Origin of the sequence: Myceligenerans pegani, assembly GCF_014892515.1 — a bacterium.
GTDB classification, from domain to species: Bacteria; Actinomycetota; Actinomycetes; order Actinomycetales; family Cellulomonadaceae; genus Myceligenerans; species Myceligenerans pegani.
The window spans coordinates 1-22,530 of record NZ_JADBGR010000073.1; the positions used below are offsets into that span (position 1 = coordinate 1).

Annotated in this window: 20 protein-coding genes; 14 read left to right on the forward strand and 6 right to left on the reverse strand. The window is 68.3% G+C overall.

The genetic code is table 11. From position 1 onward, the window contains the following. Positions 1 to 590: hypothetical protein (locus IIE03_RS09615; RefSeq protein ID WP_225997529.1), on the forward strand; the 590-nt coding region annotated here is incomplete at its 5' end. Between the two features lie 86 nt (positions 591 to 676). Here IIE03_RS09615 and IIE03_RS09620 read toward each other — a convergent pair. Continuing rightward, positions 677 to 922: a hypothetical protein gene (locus IIE03_RS09620; RefSeq protein WP_192862541.1), complete on the reverse strand. Its 246-nt coding sequence runs from the start codon at positions 920 to 922 to the stop codon at positions 677 to 679. Positions 923 to 1,067: 145 nt separating this feature from the next. Between IIE03_RS09620 and IIE03_RS09625 the strand changes: the two genes are divergently transcribed. The 6 genes from IIE03_RS09625 to IIE03_RS09650 all read left to right on the forward strand — a co-directional run bounded on the left by IIE03_RS09625 (position 1,068) and on the right by IIE03_RS09650 (position 7,795). Beyond that, on the forward strand, positions 1,068 to 2,393 hold the full coding sequence (locus tag IIE03_RS09625) for an ABC transporter substrate-binding protein (protein WP_225997530.1): 1,326 nt from the start codon (positions 1,068 to 1,070) through the stop codon (positions 2,391 to 2,393). A 135-nt stretch (positions 2,394 to 2,528) separates the two neighbouring features. Then, positions 2,529 to 3,389, forward strand: a complete 861-nt coding sequence (locus IIE03_RS09630; RefSeq protein ID WP_192862559.1) for a carbohydrate ABC transporter permease — start codon at positions 2,529 to 2,531, stop codon at positions 3,387 to 3,389. Next, a complete protein-coding gene (locus tag IIE03_RS09635) occupies positions 3,386 to 4,222 on the forward strand; it encodes a carbohydrate ABC transporter permease (protein WP_192862542.1) in 837 nt (278 codons plus the stop codon). Before IIE03_RS09630 ends, IIE03_RS09635 begins: the two co-directional genes overlap by 4 nt. Before the next feature lie 138 nt (positions 4,223 to 4,360). Further along, positions 4,361 to 5,407: a LacI family DNA-binding transcriptional regulator gene (locus tag IIE03_RS09640; RefSeq protein ID WP_192862543.1), complete on the forward strand. Its 1,047-nt coding sequence runs from the start codon at positions 4,361 to 4,363 to the stop codon at positions 5,405 to 5,407. 13 nt (positions 5,408 to 5,420) lie between these two features. Continuing rightward, entirely contained in the window at positions 5,421 to 6,398 is a 978-nt protein-coding gene (locus IIE03_RS09645; protein ID WP_192862544.1) for a glycoside hydrolase family protein, read from the forward strand. Positions 6,399 to 6,448: 50 nt separating this feature from the next. Further along, positions 6,449 to 7,795: a right-handed parallel beta-helix repeat-containing protein gene (locus IIE03_RS09650; protein ID WP_192862545.1), complete on the forward strand. Its 1,347-nt coding sequence runs from the start codon at positions 6,449 to 6,451 to the stop codon at positions 7,793 to 7,795. Positions 7,796 to 7,913: 118 nt separating this feature from the next. Here IIE03_RS09650 and IIE03_RS09655 read toward each other — a convergent pair whose 3' ends face one another. Together IIE03_RS09655 and IIE03_RS09660 are read right to left on the reverse strand one after the other, a co-directional pair. Continuing rightward, the gene (locus IIE03_RS09655) at positions 7,914 to 10,205 is read right to left on the reverse strand and encodes a ricin-type beta-trefoil lectin domain protein (RefSeq protein ID WP_192862546.1); all 2,292 of its coding nucleotides are present in this window, start codon (positions 10,203 to 10,205) and stop codon (positions 7,914 to 7,916) included. 52 nt (positions 10,206 to 10,257) lie between these two features. Further along, the gene (locus IIE03_RS09660; RefSeq protein ID WP_192862547.1) at positions 10,258 to 11,469 is read right to left on the reverse strand and encodes a NosD domain-containing protein; all 1,212 of its coding nucleotides are present in this window, start codon (positions 11,467 to 11,469) and stop codon (positions 10,258 to 10,260) included. A 461-nt stretch (positions 11,470 to 11,930) separates the two neighbouring features. Here IIE03_RS09660 and IIE03_RS09665 point away from each other — a divergent pair, with 461 nt between their 5' ends. Continuing rightward, entirely contained in the window at positions 11,931 to 14,030 is a 2,100-nt protein-coding gene (locus tag IIE03_RS09665; protein WP_192862548.1) for a SigE family RNA polymerase sigma factor, read from the forward strand. A gap of 344 nt (positions 14,031 to 14,374) precedes the next feature. Here IIE03_RS09665 and IIE03_RS09670 read toward each other — a convergent pair whose 3' ends face one another. Beyond that, a complete protein-coding gene (locus IIE03_RS09670; protein WP_192862549.1) occupies positions 14,375 to 15,382 on the reverse strand; it encodes an SGNH/GDSL hydrolase family protein in 1,008 nt (335 codons plus the stop codon). A gap of 197 nt (positions 15,383 to 15,579) precedes the next feature. Beyond that, complete coding sequence (locus IIE03_RS09675) at positions 15,580 to 16,473, reverse strand: helix-turn-helix transcriptional regulator (RefSeq protein ID WP_318842896.1); 894 nt, start codon at positions 16,471 to 16,473, stop codon at positions 15,580 to 15,582. Positions 16,474 to 16,575: 102 nt separating this feature from the next. On the opposite strand from IIE03_RS09675, the gene IIE03_RS09680 reads away from it, so the two are divergent. Beyond that, positions 16,576 to 16,992 (forward strand): VOC family protein, encoded by a 417-nt coding sequence (locus IIE03_RS09680; protein ID WP_192862550.1) that lies wholly within the window; start codon positions 16,576 to 16,578, stop codon positions 16,990 to 16,992. A 100-nt stretch (positions 16,993 to 17,092) separates the two neighbouring features. Here the strand turns inward: IIE03_RS09680 and IIE03_RS09685 are convergent, their stop codons facing one another. Then, positions 17,093 to 17,941 carry a GntR family transcriptional regulator gene (locus IIE03_RS09685; protein WP_318842897.1) on the reverse strand — a complete coding sequence of 283 codons (849 nt, stop codon included), beginning with the start codon at positions 17,939 to 17,941 and terminating at the stop codon, positions 17,093 to 17,095. A gap of 247 nt (positions 17,942 to 18,188) precedes the next feature. On the opposite strand from IIE03_RS09685, the gene IIE03_RS09690 reads away from it, so the two are divergent. From IIE03_RS09690 to IIE03_RS27005, 5 genes are all read left to right on the forward strand, one after another. Then, positions 18,189 to 19,616 carry a cellulose binding domain-containing protein gene (locus IIE03_RS09690; RefSeq protein ID WP_318842898.1) on the forward strand — a complete coding sequence of 476 codons (1,428 nt, stop codon included), beginning with the start codon at positions 18,189 to 18,191 and terminating at the stop codon, positions 19,614 to 19,616. A 354-nt stretch (positions 19,617 to 19,970) separates the two neighbouring features. Further along, positions 19,971 to 20,285: a hypothetical protein gene (locus tag IIE03_RS09695; RefSeq protein WP_192862552.1), complete on the forward strand. Its 315-nt coding sequence runs from the start codon at positions 19,971 to 19,973 to the stop codon at positions 20,283 to 20,285. Between the two features lie 260 nt (positions 20,286 to 20,545). Continuing rightward, positions 20,546 to 21,031 (forward strand): hypothetical protein, encoded by a 486-nt coding sequence (locus IIE03_RS09700; RefSeq protein ID WP_192862553.1) that lies wholly within the window; start codon positions 20,546 to 20,548, stop codon positions 21,029 to 21,031. 327 nt (positions 21,032 to 21,358) lie between these two features. Beyond that, positions 21,359 to 21,769, forward strand: coding sequence for a DUF2267 domain-containing protein (locus IIE03_RS09705; protein ID WP_192862554.1), 411 nt, complete (start codon positions 21,359 to 21,361; stop codon positions 21,767 to 21,769). Positions 21,770 to 21,934: 165 nt separating this feature from the next. Further along, positions 21,935 to 22,048 (forward strand): DUF2905 domain-containing protein, encoded by a 114-nt coding sequence (locus IIE03_RS27005; RefSeq protein ID WP_225997534.1) that lies wholly within the window; start codon positions 21,935 to 21,937, stop codon positions 22,046 to 22,048. The last annotated feature ends 482 nt before the right edge of the window (positions 22,049 to 22,530 follow it).

Sequence of the window (22,530 nt, forward strand, 5' to 3'; positions counted from 1 at the left end):
GAACAGGGGGCGAGTGCGTCATGAGTGAGATCACCGAGTGCCCGCGGTGCGGTGCCCACAACGTCGTCAACCGGCAACCGGTCGACGACGAGGGCTGGTGGACCTGCCGGGCCTGCCAGGCACACGGGCCGGGCGACGTCGAGCGTTGCCTGTGGGGAGAGGCCGAGCATCCCGCCGAGCCGGGGTACCTCATGTGCACCGAGCACCTGGCCGAGCACCTCGCCCGGTACGGGCCGGGGGCGCGGGCGAAGGACGGTGACCGGCTGGTCGAGCAGCTGGAGCTGGACGAGGCCGGCCGCGCCACCGTCGTCCGCGCGCTCGCCGCGCCCGCGCTGGCGTTGATGGTGTACGCCGCCTTCGACCACCGCACCGGCCGCGTGGACGGCCGCAGGGTCTGTGTCAAGTGCGGGGACGAGCTGGACGGCGACGAGGACGACGACGTCGCCCTGATCCTCCACCGCCTCACCGCGGTCGGCCACCGCATCGCGGACGCCCCTGTCCCGCCGCCGGGACCTGCCGGCCCCGTGCCCGGCGTCGAGCACGTTCCGAGCACGGTGGCCGTCGCGGGCGGCGAGGACGACGAGCGGTAGCCACGAGGTGCGCTTGAGCGTCGCCTGGGTCGAGGCGCTCGGCGGCTGAGGCACTCAGCGGTTCAGGCGCTCGGCGGTCGAGGCACTCAGCGCAGCGTCGGCCCTTCCACGTCCACCGGCCCGGTTGCGGTGGGGTGCTCGACCTGCAGGTTGACGGTGCTGCGCGACGTCGGGATCACGGCGAGCTGGGCCTCGCTGCCGTTGGTGTCGATGGCGCGCACGTGGAGGTGCCCGTCCTTGAGGCGGATCGCGAACTGGTCCGTCCCGGCGACGAAGCGCACCTCGCTGTCGTCGTCGATCACGGTGGGGCCTGAGGGCAAGGTCTTCGGCATGGGTACAGCATGCCCTCTCGTCCGAGGGGTGATGGAGGTTGCGTGCGGCGAACCGCGCCGCTACTCTCGTGCCAAGACGTTTTGCCAAGACGTTTGGGCAGCGACCGATACGCCTCTTCCTCAATGACGAATGGAGTTCGAAGTGATGAAGCTTCGCATGTGCGCAGAGGGTCGCGTCCGTCGCGCCCGTACCGCCGCCTCGGTGGTCGCCGCCGTAGCCCTCGTGCTGAGCGGCTGCGGCGCGGGAGGCGGGAGTGCGCCCGAGACGGGCTCGGACAGCACGACGCTGAGCGTCGTGGTCGAAGGGGGTGGCAAGGCCGAACTTCAGCCTGTCGCCGACCTCTACGAGGAGGAGACGGGCACGGAGATCAAGCTCGTCGAGCTGCCGTACGCCGGTCTCTACGACCGGGTGTCCTCGGAGCTGAAGGCGGGAGAGCCGTCCTTCGACGTCGCCGCGCTCGACGCCATCTGGCTGACCGCCTTCGCCCCCGGGCTCGCCCCGATCGACGATCTCTTCACCGATGACGTGACCGCTGACCTGTTCGGTGGTCTCGTCTCGGAGGCCCAGGTCGACGACCGCTTCGTCGGGATGCCGGTCTGGACGAACTCGGAGATCCTCTTCTATCGCACCGACCTCTTCGAGGACCCGGCGAACAAGGCCGACTTCGAGGAGGAGTACGGCTACCCCCTTGCTCCGCCCACCACCTGGGAGCAGTACCGGGACGCCGCCGAGTTCTTCACGCGCGACACCGACGGTGACGGCGAGATCGATCTGTACGGCACCGACGTCAAGGGCGCGGTGGAGACCGAATGGCTGGCCACCGTGTCCCAGGCCGGTGAGGAGCACATGGTCCTCGACGCCGGAACCAACGAGGTGACGATCGACGACGAGGCGCACAAGGCGGCGCTCGACTACTACGTCAGCCTTCTCCCGTACGCCCCCTCCGGCGCTGCCCAGCTCGACTGGGCGGGATCGCAGAACCTCTTCTACCAGGGGCAGCTCGCGATGATGCGGTTCTGGGGCCACGCCTACCGGCAGACGCCGGACGACTCGCCCGTCAAGGACGACATCGGCGTGGCGCCGATGATCGGCGGATCGGGCGGTGTCGCCGGTGTCCCGGGAGCCTGGTACCTCTCGGTCCCGGCCACCGGCACGAACCAGGAGGCGGCCAAGGACTTCATCCGGTTCGCGTACGAGCACAACGACCTCTCGGCCGACACGTCGCTGGGTCTCGTGGCCCGCAAGAGCGCCTTCGAGAGCAAGGACGGCGTGGCCGGGTACGAGCACTATCCCGCACTGGTCACCACGCTCGAGTCCCCGCAGTCGCTACCTCGTCCGGCGACCGAGAACTGGCAGGAGATCGTCGATTCGGTGCTCGTGCCGATGCTGCAGAAGGCAGTCGAGCCGGGCGCCGACACCGGCAAGCTGCTCGAGGACGCGAAGGCGCAGATCGAAGCGATCGTCCAGTAGGCGATCCGGATTCAGGAGTACTGACCTGTGGACACCTCTTCCCCGTACGCCGGGGCCGGGACGGCGCACACCGTCCCGGCCCCGGGACGGACCCGATCGAGCGGCAAGGACCGGGGCGATCGCCGGTTCGCCCTGATGCTGATGGCGCCGGCAGCGATCTTCCTCGCGATGTTCGTGCTGTGGCCGCTCGCGCGGTTCGTCTACGACAGCTTCTTCGAGATCTCTCCGTTCGCGGGCGCACCGAGGACATTCGTCGGCTTCGCGAACTACGCGACCGCCTTCTCCTCGGAGGCGTTCCAGTCGGCATCGATGCGCACCGTCGCGTACACGCTCTTCGTCGTCGCCATGGAGTTCGTCCTCGGACTCGCCGTGGCTCTGCTGTTCATGGCGCTCGGCCGGCGATCCGCCGTGTTCCGCACGGTGTTCATGTACCCGCTCATGATCGCTCCCGTCGTCGCAGGCCTCCTGTGGCGCTTCCTCCTGATCGACAACCTGGGCATCGTCAACCAGCTGCTCTTCGAGGCGAACATTCTCTCGCGGCCGGATCGGATCCAGTGGCTGAGCGACCCCGACATCGCACTGTTCTCCGTCGCGATCCCCGACATCTGGCTCACGACGTCGTTCATCACCCTGGTGCTGTTCGCCGGTCTGCAGAACATCCCCGGGGAGGTGATCGAGGCCGCACGCATCGACGGCGCGAGGTATCCGCGCATCCTGTTCCACATCATCATCCCGCTGCTGCGACCCGTCATCGCGGTCGCCCTGATCGTCCGCGGAATCGACGCCGCCCGAGCATTCGACATCATCCTCATCCAGACCGACGGAGGGCCGCAGGGAAGCACGACCACGCTGAGCCTCCTGATCTACAGAACCATGACCCGATTCGGCGATCCCGGGCTCGCCAGCGCGATGGGCACCGTCTACCTCATCGTGATGCTGGCGGTCGCCATCGCCGCGATCACCCTCATCTGGCGTCCAGGAAGCAGTGCACGATGAATCCACTCGAAACCCGCGGCCGCAGCCGGACCCTCCTCTGGCTGCTTCTCGCCGCCACGATCGTCCTCTACGGCTTCCCGTTCGTCTACCTCCTCCTCACCTCGTTCAAGACGCCGCTCGACGCCATCGCCGTGCCGCCCGGCGTGCTCCCCGAGGTATGGACCCTCGAGAACTACGTCGCCGCGCTCGCCCGCGAAGGAGTGCCGGCCGCGCTGATCAACAGCGTGGTGACGGCAGTCATCTCGACCGCGCTCTCACTGGTCCTCGCGGTGCCGGCTGCCTACGCGATCACCCGGTTCCGCACCCCCAGCGGTCGCGTGTTCGTCATCGCCGCACTGGTCACGCGCATGGTGCCGACCATCGCCGTCGGCGCGCCGCTCGTCGCCATCATGCGCGACCTCGGGGTGACGGACACCTCGTTCGGCCTCGCACTCGCTCACACGACGATCTCGCTCCCTCTCTCGATCTGGCTGATGGCGAGCTTCTTCGAGGCCGCGCCGGACGAGCTCGGCGAGGCCGCGCAGATCGACGGGTGCAACCGCCTGCAGGCGATGACGCGGGTCGTCCTGCCGATCGTGTCCGGCGGCCTGGCCGTGACGGCGATCTTCGCCTTCCTGGCGTCCTGGAACGAGTTCCTGTTCGCACTGCTCCTGACCTCCGTGCGTGCCCAGACGACTCCCGTCGTGATCGCGAACTTCCAGACCCAGTTCGGGCTCGACTGGGGCGGGATGACGGCGCTCGCCGCGGTCTACTCGATCCCCGTCATCCTGCTGACCCTCTTCCTCCAGCGACACATCGTCGCCGGCCTCACCCTCGGTGCGGTGAAGGGATGATCCAGGGCATCGGGGATCCAGCGAGTCCGCACGCGAGGAGCCGGCGTTCGGGTCACGGCCGCGCGTCCGGCGGGCCATGATCGGGGCCGTGACCACCGTGGCGAAAGAGCGCACCGGTCTGATCGAGGAGGAAGAACCGTGGCCGTGAAAAGTGCAGGAATCCGAGACGTCGCCGAGCTGGCCGGCGTGTCGGTGACGACCGTCTCGCACGTACTGAACAACACACCGCACACCAGGGTCGCCGAGGAGACGAAGGCGCGCGTGCGCGAGGCCGCCAAGACTCTCGGATACGGGCCGAACCGTGCGGCGCAGGCCCTGCGCACGAACCGTTCCGGGCTCGTCGGGCTGCTCAGCGAGGAGATCGCGACCACCCCGCACGCGGGGCGGATCATTCTCGGTGCGCAGAATGCCGCCCGTGAGCACGACCTGACGCTGGTCATCATCAACACGGACCGGGCGTCCGGGGCCCACGCGCACAAGGACGACGTGCAGGCGCTGATCGACCGGCAGGTCGACGCGGTGCTGTACGCCACGATGTATCACCGGCAGGTGTCCCTCCCGCCGAATCTGCAGGACCTCCCGACGGTCCTCATCGACTCGACGGACAAGGCGGGGACCATCCCCGCGGTCGTTCCGGACGAGGTGGGCGGCGCGATCTCCGCGGTCACGCATCTCGTCGACGCGGGGCACACCCGGATCGGCTTCCTCAACAACGACGACGACGTGCCGGCCACCCACGGCCGGTTCGAGGGGTACCGGCGGGTTCTGGAAGAGCACGAGATCCCCTACGACGCATCGCTGGTCTCCTCGGCGCCGTCGGAGACGCTTCCCGGATACGAGCTGGCCCGGGAGATGCTGAGCAGAACCGATCGTCCGACGGCCCTGTTCTGCTACAACGACCGGATGGCGATGGGCGCCTACCGGGCGGCGACGGAACTCGGTCTCGGCATTCCGAAGGATCTCTCGATCGTCGGGTTCGACAACCAGGAACTCATCGCGGCGAATCTCTTTCCTGGCCTGACGACGGTCGCCCTACCGCACTACGAGATGGGCGCCTGGGCGGTCGACACCCTCGTCCGGCTGCTCCGCGGCGAGGCCGACCACAAGCCTCTCGCCGAGGAGCCCAAGATTCTCGACTGCCCGCTCGTCGTCCGGGACTCGGTCGCCGCGCCACACGCCAACTGAAAGGTACACACGGATGCTTCGCCTTGCCTCGTCGTGGGTATGGGACTTCTGGATCGCCGATGACGGGGATCGCTATCATCTCTTCTTCCTCAAGGCGTCACGCGCCCTCCGGGATCCCGATCGGCGACACTGGCGGGCGACCATCGGGCATGCGACATCGACGGATCTCACGCACTGGACCGAGCACGCGGACGCCGTCGTCCCCGACGACTCACCGGCGTTCGACGACCTCGCGACCTGGACCGGGTCCGTCGTGCGCGACGACGACGGGATGTGGCGGATGTTCTACACCGCCGTCAACCGCGCCGAAGGCGGGCTGAGGCAGCGCATCAGCTCCGTGGTCTCGGCCGATCTCTTCGACTGGCAGCGAGAGCCCGGACGACAGGTCCTCGAGCCCGATCCCCGGTGGTACGAGACGGCCGAGACCAGGGAGTGGCCCGATCAGGCGTGGCGTGATCCGTGGGTCTTCCGCGAGAGCGGCACGTGGCACATGTTGATCACGGCGCGCGCGAACGACGGTGATGCCGATGACAGGGGAGTGATCGGCCACGCGACGTCGCCCGATCTGGTGGCGTGGACCGTCCGACCGCCGCTGTCGCGCCCGGGTGCGGGATTCGGCCACCTCGAGGTGGTACAGACCGTGATCGTCGCCGGGCAACCGGTCGGCATCTTCTCCTGTCTCGGGTCGGAACTGTCGAGCGGACGTCGCGTGGGCGATCCGATCGGCGGCGTCTGGGCATTTCCGACGGACTCTCTCGCCGGACCGTTCACGACAGAAGAGTCCTACCGGATCACCGACGAGCGCCTCTACGTCGGGCGGCTCGTCGAAGACCGTGCCGGACAGTGGCAGCTGCTGGCGTTCCGGAACAACGACGGACACGGCGGCTGGGTGGGGGAGATCACGGATCCTCAGCCCGTCGGCTGGGCCGACGGGCGGCTCGCGATCCTCGAGAGCGACGCTCTTCCGGTCGAACGACGGGTGCTCTCGTGACCGCCGGCGCATCCGGCCGTGGCCCGCACCACCACCTCGAGGGAGAACCTGTGTCAGGCGCCAACCAGTACGACGTGACGACGTGGCCGGTCGGGAATCCGGTCGAGGACATCGGCGAGGTCATCAACAGCATCATCGCGGACATCAAGCGACGTCAGGCGGTGGCCGACGGCGATGACGGGGGAAAGCCCGGCGCGGTGATCTACGTTCCGCCGGGGGACTACCGTCTTCGGACCCAGGTCGTGATCGACATCAGCTTCCTCAGGATCGAGGGCGCGGGACACGGCTTCACGTCCTCCAGCATCCGCTTCAACGTTCCCGAGGACGAGTGGCCCGACCTGCACGAGCTGTGGCCCGGAGGCAGCCGGGTCCTCGTCGACCTTCCCCTCGGCGCAGGTGAGGGTGAGGACGAGTCCACGGGCGCCGCATTCCATGTCGAGCGCGGTGGGAGCCCGCGCATCAGCTCGCTCGAGTTCTCGAACTTCTGCATCGACGGACTGCACTTCGAGGCCGATGGCTCGGAGCTGCGGCCGGAGAACACCTACAGCAACCGCAAGACGGGCATCCATGTCGCGAGCGCCAACGACTCGTTGCGCATCAACGGCATGGGATTCGTCTACCTCGAGCACGCGCTCGTCATCCACGACGCGGACGCGCTTTCCGTCCACGACAACTTCATCGCCGAATGCGGCAGCTGCGTCGAACTGCGTGGTTGGGGGCAGGCGTCGAAGATCACCGACAACCTGATCGGAGCGGGTTTCAAGGGACACTCGATCTACGCGGAGAATCATGGCGGGCTCCTGATCACCGCCAACAACGTCTTCCCCCGGGGCGCGAGCAGCGTTCGTCTCCGTGGAGTCACGCGGTCGAGTGTCAGCAACAACCGCCTGCACTCGTTCTACCCCGGAATGGTCGTCCTGGAGTCGGGGAGCTCGGAGAACCTCGTGTCCTCCAACCATTTCCTGCGGGACCAGGAGCCCTGGACACCCTTCCTGGGGATCGGCAACGGCGTGGCGGACACTCACGGACTTCTGCACGTGAGCGGCAGCAACAACTCGATCATCGGCAACCACTTCTCGGAGATCGTCGACACGCACGCCGTCCGGCCCTCGGGCTCGACGCCCGTCATCATCCGCGTGGCGGCGGGATCCGGTAACTACGTCTCCAGCAACCACGTGGTCGCCATGGACGTTCGTGCCGCGACGAGCGACTCCTGCTACGCGGCCCAGGTGGATGCGCTGCTGGCGACCGATGCCTCGGACGGCCTTGCCGTGTCGACGGTCGTGGTCGACCCCGCGTCGGTCCGGAACACCGTCCTCGACTCCGGAACCGACGCTCAGCTCGTTGTCGACCGGAGCGCCAACGCCGTGCGGGCGACGCCGGCGATCGGGGCGTAGGAGTGCGCGATCGCTCCCGGTCGCGTGCGGGGACGTGGGAGTCGGCGTCGTCGTCGGGCACGATCCTGGACGGGGTGACGGGACCGGTCCCGTCACCCCGTCCAGGGCCGTCTGCGGATCAGGCCGGTCCCGTCCAGAACTGATTCGGGCCACCGATGCAGTCCCAGACGATCAGTTGCCGTCCGTTCGTCGTGTCACCGGAGTCCAGGTCGACGCAGCGCCCGGACGCGATGTTCCGGATACCGCCGTCCGTGGTGCGGCTCCACTGCTGACGCGCAGCACCGAAGACACAGGGTCCCGCCGTGATCGGGCTTCCGTTGGCGTAGTCGCCGGCGGCGAGTTGCATGCACGAGCCGCCCGAGGTCAGCGTGCCGTCGGCGTTGAGGCGCCACTGCTGATGAGGGAGTCCGTTGCACGTCCAGATCTGGACCCTCCCGGACGCGGTGTCGAGATCGATGCATGAGGACGTCGTTCCCCAGCGGATCTCGCCAGTTCCCGCGACGTAGGTCGGGCCGACCCAGCTCTGGTTCCGCGTGCCCACGCAGTCGTAGATCTGCAGCTGGCGGCCGTTGCTGAAGTCGGCTTCGGGGATGTCCAGACAACGCCCCGACGCCAGATTGACGAGCGACCCGAAGTTGCCCTGTCGCCACTGCTGGTTGGCTTCCCCGGTGCACGCCGCGACATTCACCGGAGTGAAGTTCGAGGTCTGGCCGGGCGGAATCTCGGCGCACACTCCGCCGGTGGAGAGCCTGCCGTGACTGTCCAGCTCCCAGGACTGCTGCGAGTTCCCCAGGCAGTCCCAGACCTGCACCCGGCCGGAGGGGACGTCCCGGTCGATGCACTTGTCCTGGCGGCCGGTCGACACGACGGCCTGGTCGGGAGCCGTCCCCGCGGGCGCGGGCTCCCAGGTGGACGCGATGCGCGAGAAGCTCAGCGAGACCAACGAGACCGAGCCACCCGCGGCGTAGAGCTGGATTCCCTGGCTTTCCGCCGACGAGTCGAACGAGACGTTGTCACTCACGACCGTCTTGCCGTCGTTCCCGAACACCTCGAGCTGCCCTCTGTCGACGAGGAGCCGAACCTTCACCTCATCCGAGATCGGAGGCATCGACTGCCCGTAGAGCGTCTCTTCGACAAGCGAGTAGGCGACGGTCCGATCGCTCGATCCGTCCGCCCGTGTGTGCAACCGGAACCCGAACTCCGACGCGGTCGCACCTTCGACGTCGAACACCGCGTCGATCTCGTACGTGTCCGCGGACTCACCGATGAACGGGTCGGTAGAGGCGTCGGTGGTGATGGTGCGTGGTCCCCACGTCTGAGTCGTCTCGCGAATCGCCGAGATCTCGGGTACCGGGGTGCGGGTGATCCGGATGCCCTCCGGATAGGTCTTCAGCGCCAGATCGACGGGGAACGACGCGTTGCCCGTCCAGGTGACACCGGCGTTGCTGGGCTGCCACCCCATCTGCACCACCCTCCCGCCGGGGAGCTGGTTGAACGTCAGGGGGGCGTACCAGGTGGAGGGAGCGAAGGCGGCACCGGAGACGCCCCATTCCATGCGCTGCGGGCTCGTCCAGTCCGAGACGAACACGCCGGACTCGTCGAGGGAGCCGATCACGTACTCGCCACTGGCGTCCTGCAGAACCCATTTCTCGTGGGACGAGTCACCGTCGACCGGGAGCTTGTAGAGGTCGGGACACTCGACGAACCAGCTCGCCTCATAGGTGCCGCGGTAGGTCCAGTCGAGCAGATCGGTCGACGTGTAGAACACGGCTCCGGTGCCGGCCTGGAACGTCACCATCTGCCAGCGGTTGTGCTCCTGGTCCCACTGCACCTTCGGGTCGCGGCTCTCGACCGGGTTGTCGATGACCTTGGCGCCGTCGTCGTACATCTGGAAGGTCTTCGCACCGTCGGTCGAGTACGCGATGCTGACGCCCTCGGTGTTCGTGAAGAGCAGGATCGGGTCGTCGTCTCCGGTTTTCAGGCCCGTGACGTTGTCCACGTCGACCCAGCCGGCACCGGACCAGAGATTGCCGGGGTGGACTCCCGGTTCGAGCGCAATTGGCTGTTGCTCCCAGTGCACCAGGTCGGTGCTCGTCGCGTGGCCCCAGTGGACCGTGTCCCATGCCAGGCCGTGCGGGTTGTGCTGGAAGAAGAGGTGGTAGACGCCCCGGTAGTAGAGCGGCGCGTTGATGTCGTTCATGAAGCCGCTCTGCGGGCTGAAATGGAACTGCCCGCGAAAGGGCTCCGTGTAGTCGGTGGCCGCGTAGGGGTACTCCGGGTAGTCCGCCGCGGTTCCGGCGGTCGCCGTCGGGGCTGCTGGTGCGTAGACCACCAGCCCCGGTACGGCGAGGATGAGTGCGAGGGCGATCGTGACGATCGCACGGCTGCTGTGCGCGCGTTGAACAGGCATGTTACTCCGTACTGACATCGTTGTCGGTCGGCCGGTGTTGTGGCTGCGCGGACTACGGCGTCGCGCGGAATCCGAACGTTGCGCCGCTCAGCGCCTGGAACTCCGCCGAGGAGCCGCAGTCGAGCACCTTCGTGTCAGTGGTGCTGCCGTCGAGCACGACGGCGTTCACCGCGACGTTCGCGGCGTGGTGGTTCATGGCGATGTAGTTGTTGTCGCCGGACTTCACGAGCACCATGGTGGGCTTCGCGCCGGACGGCGTGATGTCGCTTCCCGGGGCGTCGAACGAGAAGTGGTTCGACGTCACGGTGTTCCCCGAGCCCTGCACGTGGACCAGGCCGAACAGGTCGTCCTCGGGGTGCGGTGTGCTCTGGAACACGGGGAACGTCTCCGCGTTGCGCAGGAAGTGGTTCGCCGAGACGAGGTTGTTGTGGCATGCCCCCTCCATCGTGACCATCCCGGAGTAGAAGGCGTGCAGGCGGTTCGCGGAGACCATGTTGTTCGTGGCGTTCTTGAGGTGTACGGAGCTCCTGCCACGAGGGAAGATGTTGTTGCCCGAGATGATCAGACCGAAGTGGTGCTCGGCGAAGATCGAGAAGCCCGAGGGGCCGGCCCCGATCAGGTTGTCGTTGACCATGCTCGCCTGCCCGGAGCCGGTCAGCTCGACGCAGTTGCCGCATTCACACAGGAAGTTGTCCGTGATGTGCAGTGCGTCGGCCTCGATGACCACGATGGCTCGTTCGAGGTAGACCATCCCCATCCCGGTGATCCGGAGCGAGTCGGTGGGCGTGGTGGAGCGGACCCCGATCTTCCCGTTCTGGTAGCTGTTCTGGTCAGGGGTGAACGACACGCCGTCCAGGCAGAAGTCCACCAGCTCGATCGAGCTCAGCCGGGGGAGGCCGTCCCGGTGGATGAGGATCGCCTCCGAGTTCCCGTCGGTGTTCTCGACCCGGATGCGGCTCCCGCCCGGCCAGATCTCGTGCCAGGAGGACGTGTCCCCGGCGTTGTAGCGGATGCTGGAGGACGTGAATCCGTGTCCCGATCCCTTGATCTGGAGATAGCTGATGTCGATCAGGATGCGCGTCTTCAGGGAGTAGTCGCCCGGCGGGATGTAGATCACGGCGCCGGGCTTGGAGTCCTGTGACGGCTGATTCGCCTTGATGTCGGCGATGATGCTGTTGATGATCGCGCCGATGTCGGATTCCGCGGTCGTCCCGGGGCTGCTCGGGATGGTCCAGGTCGTCACGTCGTAGATCGTCGAAGGCATGGTTGTCCCGTCCTGTCGTCTGAACTGGTGTGGATGAACTGGTGTGGATCAACTGGCGTGGATCAACTGGCGTGGATGAAGGCTCAGAGGACCCCGAGCAGAGTCGCGTGGGGGCGCGGAGGCGCAGGCTCGGCGACCGTGGCCGCGGGCGTTGCCGGCGCCGGGTGGGCGCGGGCAGGGGGCGAGGTGACGAACCCTGCTGCCAGTGCGGCGGTGCCGACGACGAGGAATGCTCTGCGGGGCATTTCAGCCGGCGGGGGCGAGCTCAATTCGGCCATCGTCATGTGCTCCTTTGCCATACGACGGTGCCAAAAGGATTTGGCAAATTTGGGTCGCTCCGACCCTAGAATCCAGGAAGTGGAGGGTCAAGAGGGGATCGATGTTTTGGCGTTTTTTGGCAGCGGAGATCACGGCGCCGGTACCGTCTCAACCTGAGACGGGTCCGGCGCGTGGGTAGGGGCATGGAGACACTTTCGGGGAAACCGGTCGAGGTCCGTGTGGGCGGCCGGTCACGCGACGAGGAGTTCGTCGCGTTCGTGGAGTCGGACGGTCCGTACCTGTTCCGGACGGCCTTCTTCCTGGTCGGCGAGCGTGTCCTGGCCGAGGACCTGGTCCAGGGCACCTTCGAGCGTGTCTACCGACGCTGGGACGCGGCTCGCGCCGGGGCGCCTCGCGCGTACGCGCGGAGGGTCCTGGTCAACCTCAGGACCGACACGTGGCGTCGGACGCGGTTGACCGATGTCCCGGGTGACGACAACCTTCCGGTCGCACACGCGGACGACCACGCCGCACGGATCGCGCTCCGGGACGAGCTCGCCCGGGCTCTGGGAAGTCTGCCGCCGCAGCAGCGGCGGGTCGTGGTGCTGCGACACGTCCTCGATCTGCCGGAGGCGCAGGTTGCGCGCGAGATCGGGCGATCGATCGGTACCGTCAAGGCCGCGAGCTCCCGGGGCCTCGAACGGCTTCGCTCGCTCCTGACCGACGCTGCCCCGGAGACCGCGGACGAGCCGGTCTTCGACGGCCGCGAGACGTTGACTCGCAGCAAGACCGCGGCGGCACGCCGGGCCCGCCGCACGGCTGCGCTCGGTGCCGCGGCGGTCGCGGTGTGCGCATTCGTCGCCCTGGTCGTGCACGGTCCGGTCGGCGTTCCGGTGCTGGACACGGTCACAGCTCCGGCACACCGCTGGCTGGTGGAGACGTTCCGCCTGCCCTCGGTCGACACCAGCCGGACCGACGGCCCGGTCCCGGACGAGGACGCGGTGGCCGGGCAGGATGACGCCGTCGGGCTGGGCGACCTCGACATCCCGGAGATGGCGGTCCCTGCCGCCGCCTGCGCCGGGCCGGATCTCGCCGTGCCGGACGCGACCAGGACCATCCCCGTCCCCGGAGACGCCCCGACCGGCGACTACACGGTCGTCCAGGCGCTCGATGCCGAAGACGCTCGCGCGGCGATCGAGTGCGTCGACTACATCCCCGAGCACAGGGTGAGCCTCGGCAGCCCTCCGGACGTCATGGTGGGGTCCGGCATCGGGGCGGACCCCAACGTCCCGTTCAGGGTCCGTCGTGACGGGACGCTGGTCGCCGCGCTGGGGCGGCCCGACGTCGGACCGGGCTCCGAGCCGGTCACCGCACTGGCGCGGCCCGTAGCCACCGGGTCGGCCGGAGAGCCCACCTGGGAGCACTGGCAGCTCACGACCGCCGCGTCCGACTCCGGTTCCGAGAGCGAGCACCGGAGCTTTGCCGGGGTCGGGAGCCCGGTCCTCACCGACACGCACGTCGCCTGGACCGAAGGGTTCTCCGACAGCGCGTCGGTCGTGGTCAAGGCGCAGGGACCAGACGGTGAGGTCCGTACCGTCACGACCTACCGGCCGGATCCCGGCCGGCTCGTCTGGAAGATCGCCGCGGGAGGGCGAACCCTGGCGATCTTGCACGTCATGGACGAGACCGTCGCCGATCCCGACCGGTGCGCGGGGCGCATCGACCTGGTCGACCTGGAGGCACCCGGCACCGACCTCGTCCGCGACGTCGTCACCGACGTCTGCGCCATCTCCGACGGCGACGACGGCGTCGTGGTGTCACGCAGTCCTGCCGACGGGCCCAGCACGATCGGACTGCTCTCGGCAGGCGCCGGGCTGCACGAGCTCGTGCGGCTCGACCAGAGCACGGCGTGGAACCACTACGCCTACCTGTCCGGCGACACGCTGCTGTTCGAGTCGGGCCCCTGGATCGTGGCGCTCGACACGGACGCGCGCGAAGCCACGGTCGTCCGTGAGGACGCCTCGTGGCCGGTCGGCGCGTTCGACGACGGCGTCCTCTGGGCCGACGGCAGGAACATCTACTTCCTGCGGCTCGGACCGCGGGACGGAGTCGCCGTGCCCGCCCTGACCACGCTCGGACCCGAACCGGACGACGGGACCGCGTGGCTGGACGTCGCCGGAGCCGCGAACCGGGTCGTCTGGACCGAGCACGATGTCGCGGAGCTGGAACGTCTCCAGAGCGGGGACTCATGGAGCTACCGCGAACTGCGACAGACGGTGGTGTACGTGCGAACCTCGTGGTGACCCGGCCGAGATCGACTCGACATGGCGGATGTGCAGTAGGTTCACACCGCAGTGGTGCGCCTTGCAGGAAACTTCGCGAAGGAGACAGCGGGGGATGTGGATCTGGGTCGTCGTCGGGCTGCTCGTGCTGGTGCCGGGTCTCTTCCTGACGCTCGTGCTGCAGCGCGCCCGGGTCGCGTCGGACGACCGGTCAAGGGCCTGACGGCGCAAGCCTCGGGCCGGGGAAGCGCGGCCCGCACCTGTCTCGGGCGGTGAACAGCCAGAATGTCGGTGGGCAGAGGGGCCGGGTGTCCGCCGTCGGCGGACCGCGTCGGTCCGCCGACGACGTGTCATCGCTCAGCTGCTCACCGCACCTGCGCCCACCACGCGTCGAAGTCGATGCCCTTTTCCTTCGCCAGCTCCTGGAGACGGGCCTTGGTCGGGGGCCGGAAGAGCTTCGGCGTGATCTTGCGGTCGGCGGCGGCGTACTTCCGCTGGAGCTTCGCCTGCTGCTCAGCTCGGTCCTCGGCCTTGACGAGTACCGACCTGGTCGCCGTGACGCTCGTCCCGGTCAGCACGCCGCCGACCAGCGGCGTGTAGCCGCCTGAGTGGCCGAGGCGGTTGGGGTGGTAGGACTCCCGGGTGGGGTTCGAGAGGCCGTTGATCCACTCGGTCGAGTCGCAGACGGCGTGGCCGGTGAATCGGCTGACCGGGTTGACGAAGGTGAACCCCTTGGCGGAGGCGGCGGTCGAGGTGACCGAGTTGATGAGCACGACGGCGTTGTTGAGAGCGGACTGGTCCGCCGGGCTGAAGAAGGTCAACAGGTTGCAGTCCTCGCCCATGAAGATCTTCGGGTAGCCGACGACGACCACCTTGGCGCCCGGCGCCCTCGTCCTGATGGAGGCGTAGAGCGCGTTGAGCCGGCCCGGGAGGGTGTTGGAGATGAACGTCCGCGCTGCGGCGACCGCACCCGCGCAGTCGCTGGCCCACGCCGGGAGGGCGCACTCGGTGAGCACGTCGGCGAATCCGGCGTCGTTGCCGCCGACCGAGACCGTGACGTACCTCGTGCTCGAGTTAAGCGCGCCGAGCTGGCTGTTCGTCACGTCGGCCACGACCGCTCCCGAGCAGGCCCGAAAGTTGAGGCTGTAGCCCTTGGCCGCCGCCGTCAGGCTGGCGTAGGCGTAGGTCGAGCGGAAGCACTGGGTGCCGTCGTCGATGTAGCTCCTGGTGCCGGTGCCCGAGGAATAGGAGTCGCCAAGGGCGACGTAGGACTCGCCGGCGGCGTACGACGGCGTGGCCGACGTCACCAGCGCGACCGTGGCAAGGCTCGTCGCCGCCAGGGCGGCGACGACGCGCAACAGACGTTGCTTCATGGGGCAGCTCCCGAAGGTCGGTCGAGCCACTCCGGACGTGACTCGATCGATCCCTTTATAGGAAGTATCCCCTGTACTACACAATATCCGGCAAATGAATATTCGATGAGTCGTCAAGGAGTCTCGGGTGGCGGTCCGTGCCTACGGTGCCCGGGCGTATCGACGCCTGCCGTGTGAGTCGACGCCGGTGCCCTACCTCATCGGACGTGTGGTGGAGCTCCGGTCGGGGCCGTTCCCGGTGTGACGGCACCGTTGACGAGGGCGAGCTGCAGCCTGGATTCGTCCTGGCTGTCCGGCTCGGCGGAGAGGACGACGATCTTGCGGTCCGCCTCTCCGTCGGAGATGACGTCGCAGTCCACCGCGATCGGCCCGACCGCGGGGTGGTGCACCGTCTTGCGGTCCTCCCTGTGGGCGCCGACGACGCCGGACGTCCACAGTGTGGCGAAGCGTTCGTTCCCCTCGACGAGCTCGGTGACGAGCCCGTGGAGCCGCCCGCTCCGGGGGAAGCGGCCGGTGGCACGCCGCAGGTCGGACACGACGGCCACCTCGACCGATCGCTGGTCGTGCGAGATCGTCGCCCACTGCGAGAGGTGCGGGCCGCCCGCGCGGACCGGGAACGTGTCCCGGGCGAAGTTGCGCAGGTGGTCCGGCATCAGCGACGGGTCCCCGAGGAGCGCCGACCATGTCCGGTTCCACCAGATCAGGTGCCAGTCGGCGGCGAACACCGCGACGGCCGTGAGCTCCCCCAGGCGATTCAGCACGCGACCGAGTCCCGGCGGTAGGTGATCGGAGACCTCCTTGTCGGACGGCGGCAGCTGGCCGGCGAGACGGTAGAGGTGGTCCCGCTCCTCGCCGGTGAGCTGCAGAGCCCTGGCCAGCGCGCCCGTCACCTGGCTCGACGGCGTGGTGACACGGCCCTGTTCCAGCCGGATCACGTAGTCGACGGAGATTCCCGCGAGTTCGGCCAGTTCCTCACGGCGAAGACCTGTCGCACGCCGCGTACGCCCGGCCGCCAGACCCACGGCGGACGGCGGGAGACGATCGCGCCACGTGCGCAACATGGCACCGAGAGAGCCGTTCGCATCGTTCACGACACCAGTCTCCACCGCTCGCGCCCCGCGTGGCTGGGAAAGATCTTCCTCCCGAGAAACCTTCCCTGGTTGCCGATCGCGGGAGCGGACATGCTCGTCGCCATGACGTTCACCATCTCCCACGACCACATCGGCATCAGTGTGACCGCCGAGGACCTCGAGGCCACGGTCGCCTGGTACTCCCACTCTCTCGGCCTCACCGTCGAGTCCCGCTTCGACACGCAGGGGTTCACCTTTGTGTTCCTGTCCCGCGACGGCGTCAGGATCGAACTGATGGCCGGAGGCGCCTCGACACGGCAGACGTGGCACGGGAACGTTTTCGGCAGCATGGACCCGTCTCGCCTGCACCACTTCTGCCTGGCCGTCGACGACCTCGACCGGGTGATCGCCACCCTGGGTGAGCGGGGCGTCGAGCTGATCGGCGGTCCGATCACGGCCGAGGCGATCGGTCGTCGCATCGCGTTCACCGCGGACAACCTCGGCAACATCATCGAACTCAGCGAGCCCGTCGCCGCCTAGGCTCCTGGTTGGCGGGGGCGCGCCGCATCGCTGCTGCATCGGCTCGTCGCTGCCGTGTGGCGGCAAGAGCTGGACGACCTCTCGCGGTGGGCGGGTCCGCTCACTGCGACGCCTGGACGTCCCCGCTCGTGCGGTAGGCGGCCCGCGCCCCGGCGAGGCTCCCGGGCATTCCCGGGTAGTGGGTCCCGGGCAGGCGCTCCTCCGCGACGGACGACGCCCTCTGCGGCACGTCGAGCGCAAGGCGGGACACGATGCGGTACCGGTCCCCGCGGTAGATCGAGTGCACGTACTCGACCGGTCGCGCGTCCGCGTCCAGGGTGAGTCGCTCGAAGACGAGGGCCGCGGAGAACGGAGCCACGCCCATGATCGACGCCTCCTCCTCGCTCGTGACGGTCGCCTCCATGGACTGGGTCGCCCGGCTGACGCGCACGCCGTAGCGTTCGCGCAGGAGATCGTAGAGGTCGCCGGACTCGACGTCGGCCGCCGCCAGCCCCGGCACGACGTGCGCCGGGAAGTAGAGGTACTCGATGGCCATCGGTTCGCCGTCCACCAGCACCAGGCGGGCCACATGCACCACGAGGGCCGATGGCGAGAGCGTGAGCCGGCGCCCGATCCGCGGGCCCGCGGAGATCGTCGTCAGATCGAGGACGCGGCTGGACCAGGCGCCGCTGGCCCGCGGGACGTCGGCGGTGGTCTCGTGCGACACGAGTTCCTGCGTGACCTTGTCGCGCGCGACGAACATGCCCCGACCGTGCTCGCGGATCACCAGGCCGCTCGCCACCAGCTCGTCCACCGCGGAGCGCAGCGTGGGACGGGAGACGCCGAGCTGCTTGCTCAGGTCGCGCTCCGAGGGCAGCGGGTGCCCCGCCGGGCTGGACTCGACGAGTTCGAGGATCCGGTCGCGCACCTGTTCGCGCTTGCGTGTCCGACCCGGTCGGATCTCCTCCACCGTGCCTCCTTGGTGCCGCGAACGTTTACCACTGGTCATCTCCATCGTAGGCCACCACCCGGCCGTCTGCGGCGTCTTCGCAGCACTTCGCGGAATTGTAAGGGCTATTGACGTAGCCAGTGGACTATGCCAAGTTGTCAATGGTTGACCACTTGAAGTGACCACTGGCTTCAGCAACGACGCTCTACCGCACGTCACCTCGACCGCGCCGACGCGGTCCAGCTGGTACCCACGAACGGAGTCCATCGTGTTCACCAAGCCCAGACACAGCGCCGCACGCCGCATCGCGGTGGCCGCGGCGGCGGCCACCGCGCTCGCCGCTACGCTGCTGGCGGCTCCGGCCGCCATCGCCGACGACCCGCCGCCCCTGGTCGTCGAGTACCGCACGAGCGCTACCTCGCCCACGGCCGACCAGGTCGAGCCCTGGTTCCAGGTCCGCAACACCGGCTCGTCGTCCGTCGCGCTCGCCGACGTGACGCTCCGGTACTACTTCACCGCGGATGTCGGCGCCCAGTACCGGTTCGCGTGCTCGTGGGCCGTGCGCGGCTGCGCGAACGTGACCGGCACGTTCGGGGAGATCGCCGACCCCGGGGCCGCCGCCGACCGGTACCTGGAGGTCGGGTTCCGCCCGGGAGCGGGCACGCTGGCCCCGGGCGAGAGCACGAGCCACTTGCAGCTGCGGTTCCACCGCACGGACTGGCAGCGCATCGACCAGAGCGACGACTACTCGTTCGACGCCGCCCGCACGTCGTACGCCGCGTCGCCGAAAGTGACCGCCCGCGTGGGCGGGGAGCTCGTCTGGGGCACCGCCCCCGGGGCCGAGGGACCGGGCGACCCGACCGACCCGCCGACCGACCCGACCGACCCGCCGGAGCCCGGGCCGCTCCTCTTCGACGACTTCGACTACACCGGCCACACCGACCAGCGCCTGTCCCAGCGCGGCTGGACCGTGAAGTCCGGAGCCGGGGGCCCGGGAGCACCGGGCGCGGTCTGGGCACCCGAGAACATCACGTTCCCCACCGAGGGCGGGAACACCCTGATGAACCTGGAGACCAGCACGAACGGGACGGCGTCGGGGACGCGGCAGTCGGAGCTCTACCACCAGCGCAAGTTCACGGACGGGACGTACGCCGCCCGGGTCCGGTTCAGCGACGCCCCGCGGTCGGGCCCCGACGGCGACCACATGGTGCAGACGTTCTTCACCATCACGCCGCTGGACGCGCCGATGGACCCGGACTACGGCGAGCTCGACTTCGAGTACCTGCCCAACGGGGGCTGGGGCGAGCCCTCGAACATCCTGTACGCGACGTCGTGGGAGACCTACCGGCCCGACCCGTGGGAGGCGGTCAACACGCACACCGAGGAGCGCACCAGCTTTGCCGGCTGGCACGACCTGGTGATCACGGTGGACCGGTCGCTCATCCGGTACTACGTGGATGGTCGGCTCTTCGCCACCCACGGCGAGCCGTACCTGCCCGAGACACCGATGTCGATCAACTTCAACCACTGGATCATCTCCGGCGGACTGGTCGGCAGCGGCACGCCCCGGGCGTACGACCAGAAGGTCGACTACGTGTACTACGCACAGGATCAGACCCTGACCCCGGCACAGGTCCAGGCGGCGGTGGACAGATACCGCGCCGACGCGGTGTCCCACCTCGACACGGTGCCCTGACCGCTCTGAGACGCAGCCACGCTCCGGAGGTCATCGACCGTGCGGCCCTCCAGGGCCACGCCACCGAGAGCACGCCTGACGCGCTGAGCCCCTGCGGTCGGTCCGCCGCCGAGCACTCGACGACGGGCCGACCGCTGCCGGTGTCCGGGGTCAGTGGTCCACGCGGGCGCTGCCGCCGCCGGCGAACCCCGGCCCGCCAGGTCGGGGACTTCGACTCCAAGGTCGGGACCGGAAGTCACACCGAGACGCGGAACTCAGGGTCGAGGAACCTGGGGTGGTCGAACGTGCCGTCGCTGCGGACGTCGTCGCGCGGGTGTCACGCACCCGGCCTTCGGCGCGAGCCGAGAGTGCGCGGTGCAGGACTTTCCAGTAGATAGGGTTGGCGGGGCGGACGGGGTCGTCGGCGGCGATGAGGCCGAGGTCGCGGACGTAGGACACGTCGCGGTCGTCGGCACGCTCGATCAGACTCTCGATCTCGGGAATCCGCGGCTCCACCGGGAGCATGTCATCGAACTCGGGATCGCAGGGACCAGAGGTGTTCATCCCAGCAGCGATGTCGGGGTTGCCGACGTGCGCATCGGGATGCCGGATGACGTCGCGAACCTGGGCCGTGCGCGGCTTCGCGTACCACGTCCGCGCACCTCGAACGCCACACCGCACCCGATCTGACGGCTGTTGCCACGGAGCACCTCGCCACCGGCACGACCCGGCACCGGGCAGCGGCCGCTCGCGAATCTGCTCAAGGTCGTACCGGGCGCGGGCTGCTCGGCCGCGGGCCGGTTTACAGCGTGGCCACCGCGACGAACGCCGGCACACGGCAGTTCGTGCATACTGGCTCGGCGTCTTCGGAAAATGAGTAAAAAGCTCTGGAAGAACCGCACACTCGCGCGAAGAGGTTGGTGAGCATGGGACGATCGTCAGGATCGGGCATGGACGCTTTCGGTACGGACGGGGCTCTGCACATTCCGGGCCGGGCGAAGAGGCGAACGTTGCCGCTATCGCTCATAGCGATAACGGTGATCGTGGTCCTGGTCTTTGCTGTCCAAGCGCTCGGCGTGGTTGGTCGTACGATGGGATTCTTCGGGAGCCGGTGTGACAGTGAGGATAGCGCTGCCCTTCAGGCTGAGGCGGCATCAGTGAGGTCGGCTCTGGGCTCGGAGAAAGTGTCCGACGTGTACTGCGATGATTCCGGCGACGGAAAACCGTACGTCGTGATCAGCCCACCTGATGCCGAACGAGTCGCCGCGGTGGTCGACGTGCTGGCAGCCCGCGGATGGAAGTGTGAAGATATCCGGTACGGCGCGGAAGAAGGAATCAGCGTTTGTGCCAACGAGGTCGACGACCATTCCTTTGAAATGACTCTGGAACTGATGGCAGATGAGACAATCGACATCGGTCTGAGCGCAATCGACTGAGTGCGAAGCGGCTTGCCGTCGCGCGGTCGACCTCGTCGCCAGTGTCCTCGTCGGGCTCGTAGCACGCGCCTCATACTGGCTCGGCGACGCGGCCGACCGAACGAGGATGGGGCATCAACGGTCGCAGTCCTTCAACGAGGGCCTCGGTGACGAACGGATGCCGCGCCGACGCGGTGTCCCACCTCGACACGGTGCCCTGACCGCTCTGAGGTGTAGCCACGCGCTGGAGCCCATCGGCGGTGCGGCCGCACGGAAGGTTGCGTGGCGGCAGGGCTGGTCGGAGGCTGGAGAGGATCCGAGGAAGCGGGAACGAGGGAAGTGGATGCCATGCAGCACGACGAGTTCATCGGGCAGGTCCAGGACAGGGCCCGACTGGCCAGCCGCGGTGACGCCGAGCGCGCGACCCGAGCGACCCTGGAGACGCTCGGGGAGCGGCTCCCGGAGAGGCTGGCCGGCAATCTCGCCGCTCAGCTCCCCGTGGAGATCGGCGAGCACCTGCGGCGCACGATCACCCAGGACGGTCACGGTCCGGGCGAGCAGTTCGACCGCGACGCCTTCGTCGATCGGGTCACCCAGCGCGCCGGAGCGGACTCGCCGGACGCCGTGTACCGGTCCCGGGTGGTGCTGGAGGTCGTCGGAGAGGCGGTGGTCGGAGGACTCATGGACAAGGTCAGCGAGTCGCTCCCGCCGGACATCCGCAGTCTCGTGTCCGCGGGCAGCACCGGCCCGCTCGACTGACAGCGACCCGCTGTGGATGCCGCGCGGCGGCTTTCGAGGGAGCAGCGGCTTTCGAGGGGAGTGGAGATGGGCCGTGATCTCGGCCCGGTCCTGGTCGCCGTCGGCCTTCTGGTCGTCCTCGTCGGCGTCCTTGCCTGAAGCGGTGGACTCGCGTGGTTCGGCCGGCTGCCCGGAGACATCCGCATCGAGCGGACCGACGTCCGTGTCTACATCCCGTGGGTCTCGATGCTCCTGGTCTCGATCGTCGTCGGCGTCCTGATGTCGATCTTCCGTCGGTGAACCCTGCGCCGCGGTGCGTGCATCGACGAGTGCGTGCCTGTCGTGCGTTGTCGACGGTGACCCGGCGCTGTGGCCTGGCGCGTCTCGCGGGCACGCCAGTGAACTCACGCCGAGCCTGACCCGCCCCGACTGTCGCGCGGACGGTTCCACAACGCTCGTGACCGACGTCTTGTGCGGGTGCAACCGACGACGGATGGGACGACTGCGCGTCCTGCGGCGACAGGGAGTCAGCCCATCGAGAGGCACGCGGTCGGTGTCGGCGAACGAGCCGAGGGTGAAGTCTGAGCGGTCGCTCTCTCGCCTGATGATGTCGGTTCAATGCCCTGACCTGCAGCGACGTCCGAAGTCCGCGGTCATGTCGCAGATGGCCTGGCCCATTTATTCACCCTTTCCGGCCTTTTGGGTCTGATAGCTTCCGCCGTCGGGTCTGCATCGGGTTTGTCCAGGTGGTGGCCTTCGTCAAGTTCGTTCGGCCGCTGGAG

Bases quoted from the DNA above. Each gene is read 5' to 3' on its own strand.
- IIE03_RS09655 (WP_192862546.1), bottom strand. From the start codon at position 10,205: ATGCCTGTTCAACGCGCGCACAGCAGCCGTGCGATCGTCACGATCGCC.
- IIE03_RS09645 (WP_192862544.1), top strand. From the start codon at position 5,421: ATGCTTCGCCTTGCCTCGTCGTGGGTATGGGACTTCTGGATCGCCGAT.
- IIE03_RS09700 (WP_192862553.1), top strand. From the start codon at position 20,546: ATGGACGCTTTCGGTACGGACGGGGCTCTGCACATTCCGGGCCGGGCG.
- IIE03_RS09680 (WP_192862550.1), top strand. From the start codon at position 16,576: ATGACGTTCACCATCTCCCACGACCACATCGGCATCAGTGTGACCGCC.
- IIE03_RS09620 (WP_192862541.1), bottom strand. From the start codon at position 922: ATGCCGAAGACCTTGCCCTCAGGCCCCACCGTGATCGACGACGACAGC.
- IIE03_RS09625 (WP_225997530.1), top strand. From the start codon at position 1,068: ATGAAGCTTCGCATGTGCGCAGAGGGTCGCGTCCGTCGCGCCCGTACC.
- IIE03_RS09670 (WP_192862549.1), bottom strand. From the start codon at position 15,382: ATGAAGCAACGTCTGTTGCGCGTCGTCGCCGCCCTGGCGGCGACGAGC.
- IIE03_RS09635 (WP_192862542.1), top strand. From the start codon at position 3,386: ATGAATCCACTCGAAACCCGCGGCCGCAGCCGGACCCTCCTCTGGCTG.
- IIE03_RS09630 (WP_192862559.1), top strand. From the start codon at position 2,529: ATGCTGATGGCGCCGGCAGCGATCTTCCTCGCGATGTTCGTGCTGTGG.
- IIE03_RS09660 (WP_192862547.1), bottom strand. From the start codon at position 11,469: ATGCCTTCGACGATCTACGACGTGACGACCTGGACCATCCCGAGCAGC.
- IIE03_RS09665 (WP_192862548.1), top strand. From the start codon at position 11,931: ATGGAGACACTTTCGGGGAAACCGGTCGAGGTCCGTGTGGGCGGCCGG.
- IIE03_RS09705 (WP_192862554.1), top strand. From the start codon at position 21,359: ATGCAGCACGACGAGTTCATCGGGCAGGTCCAGGACAGGGCCCGACTG.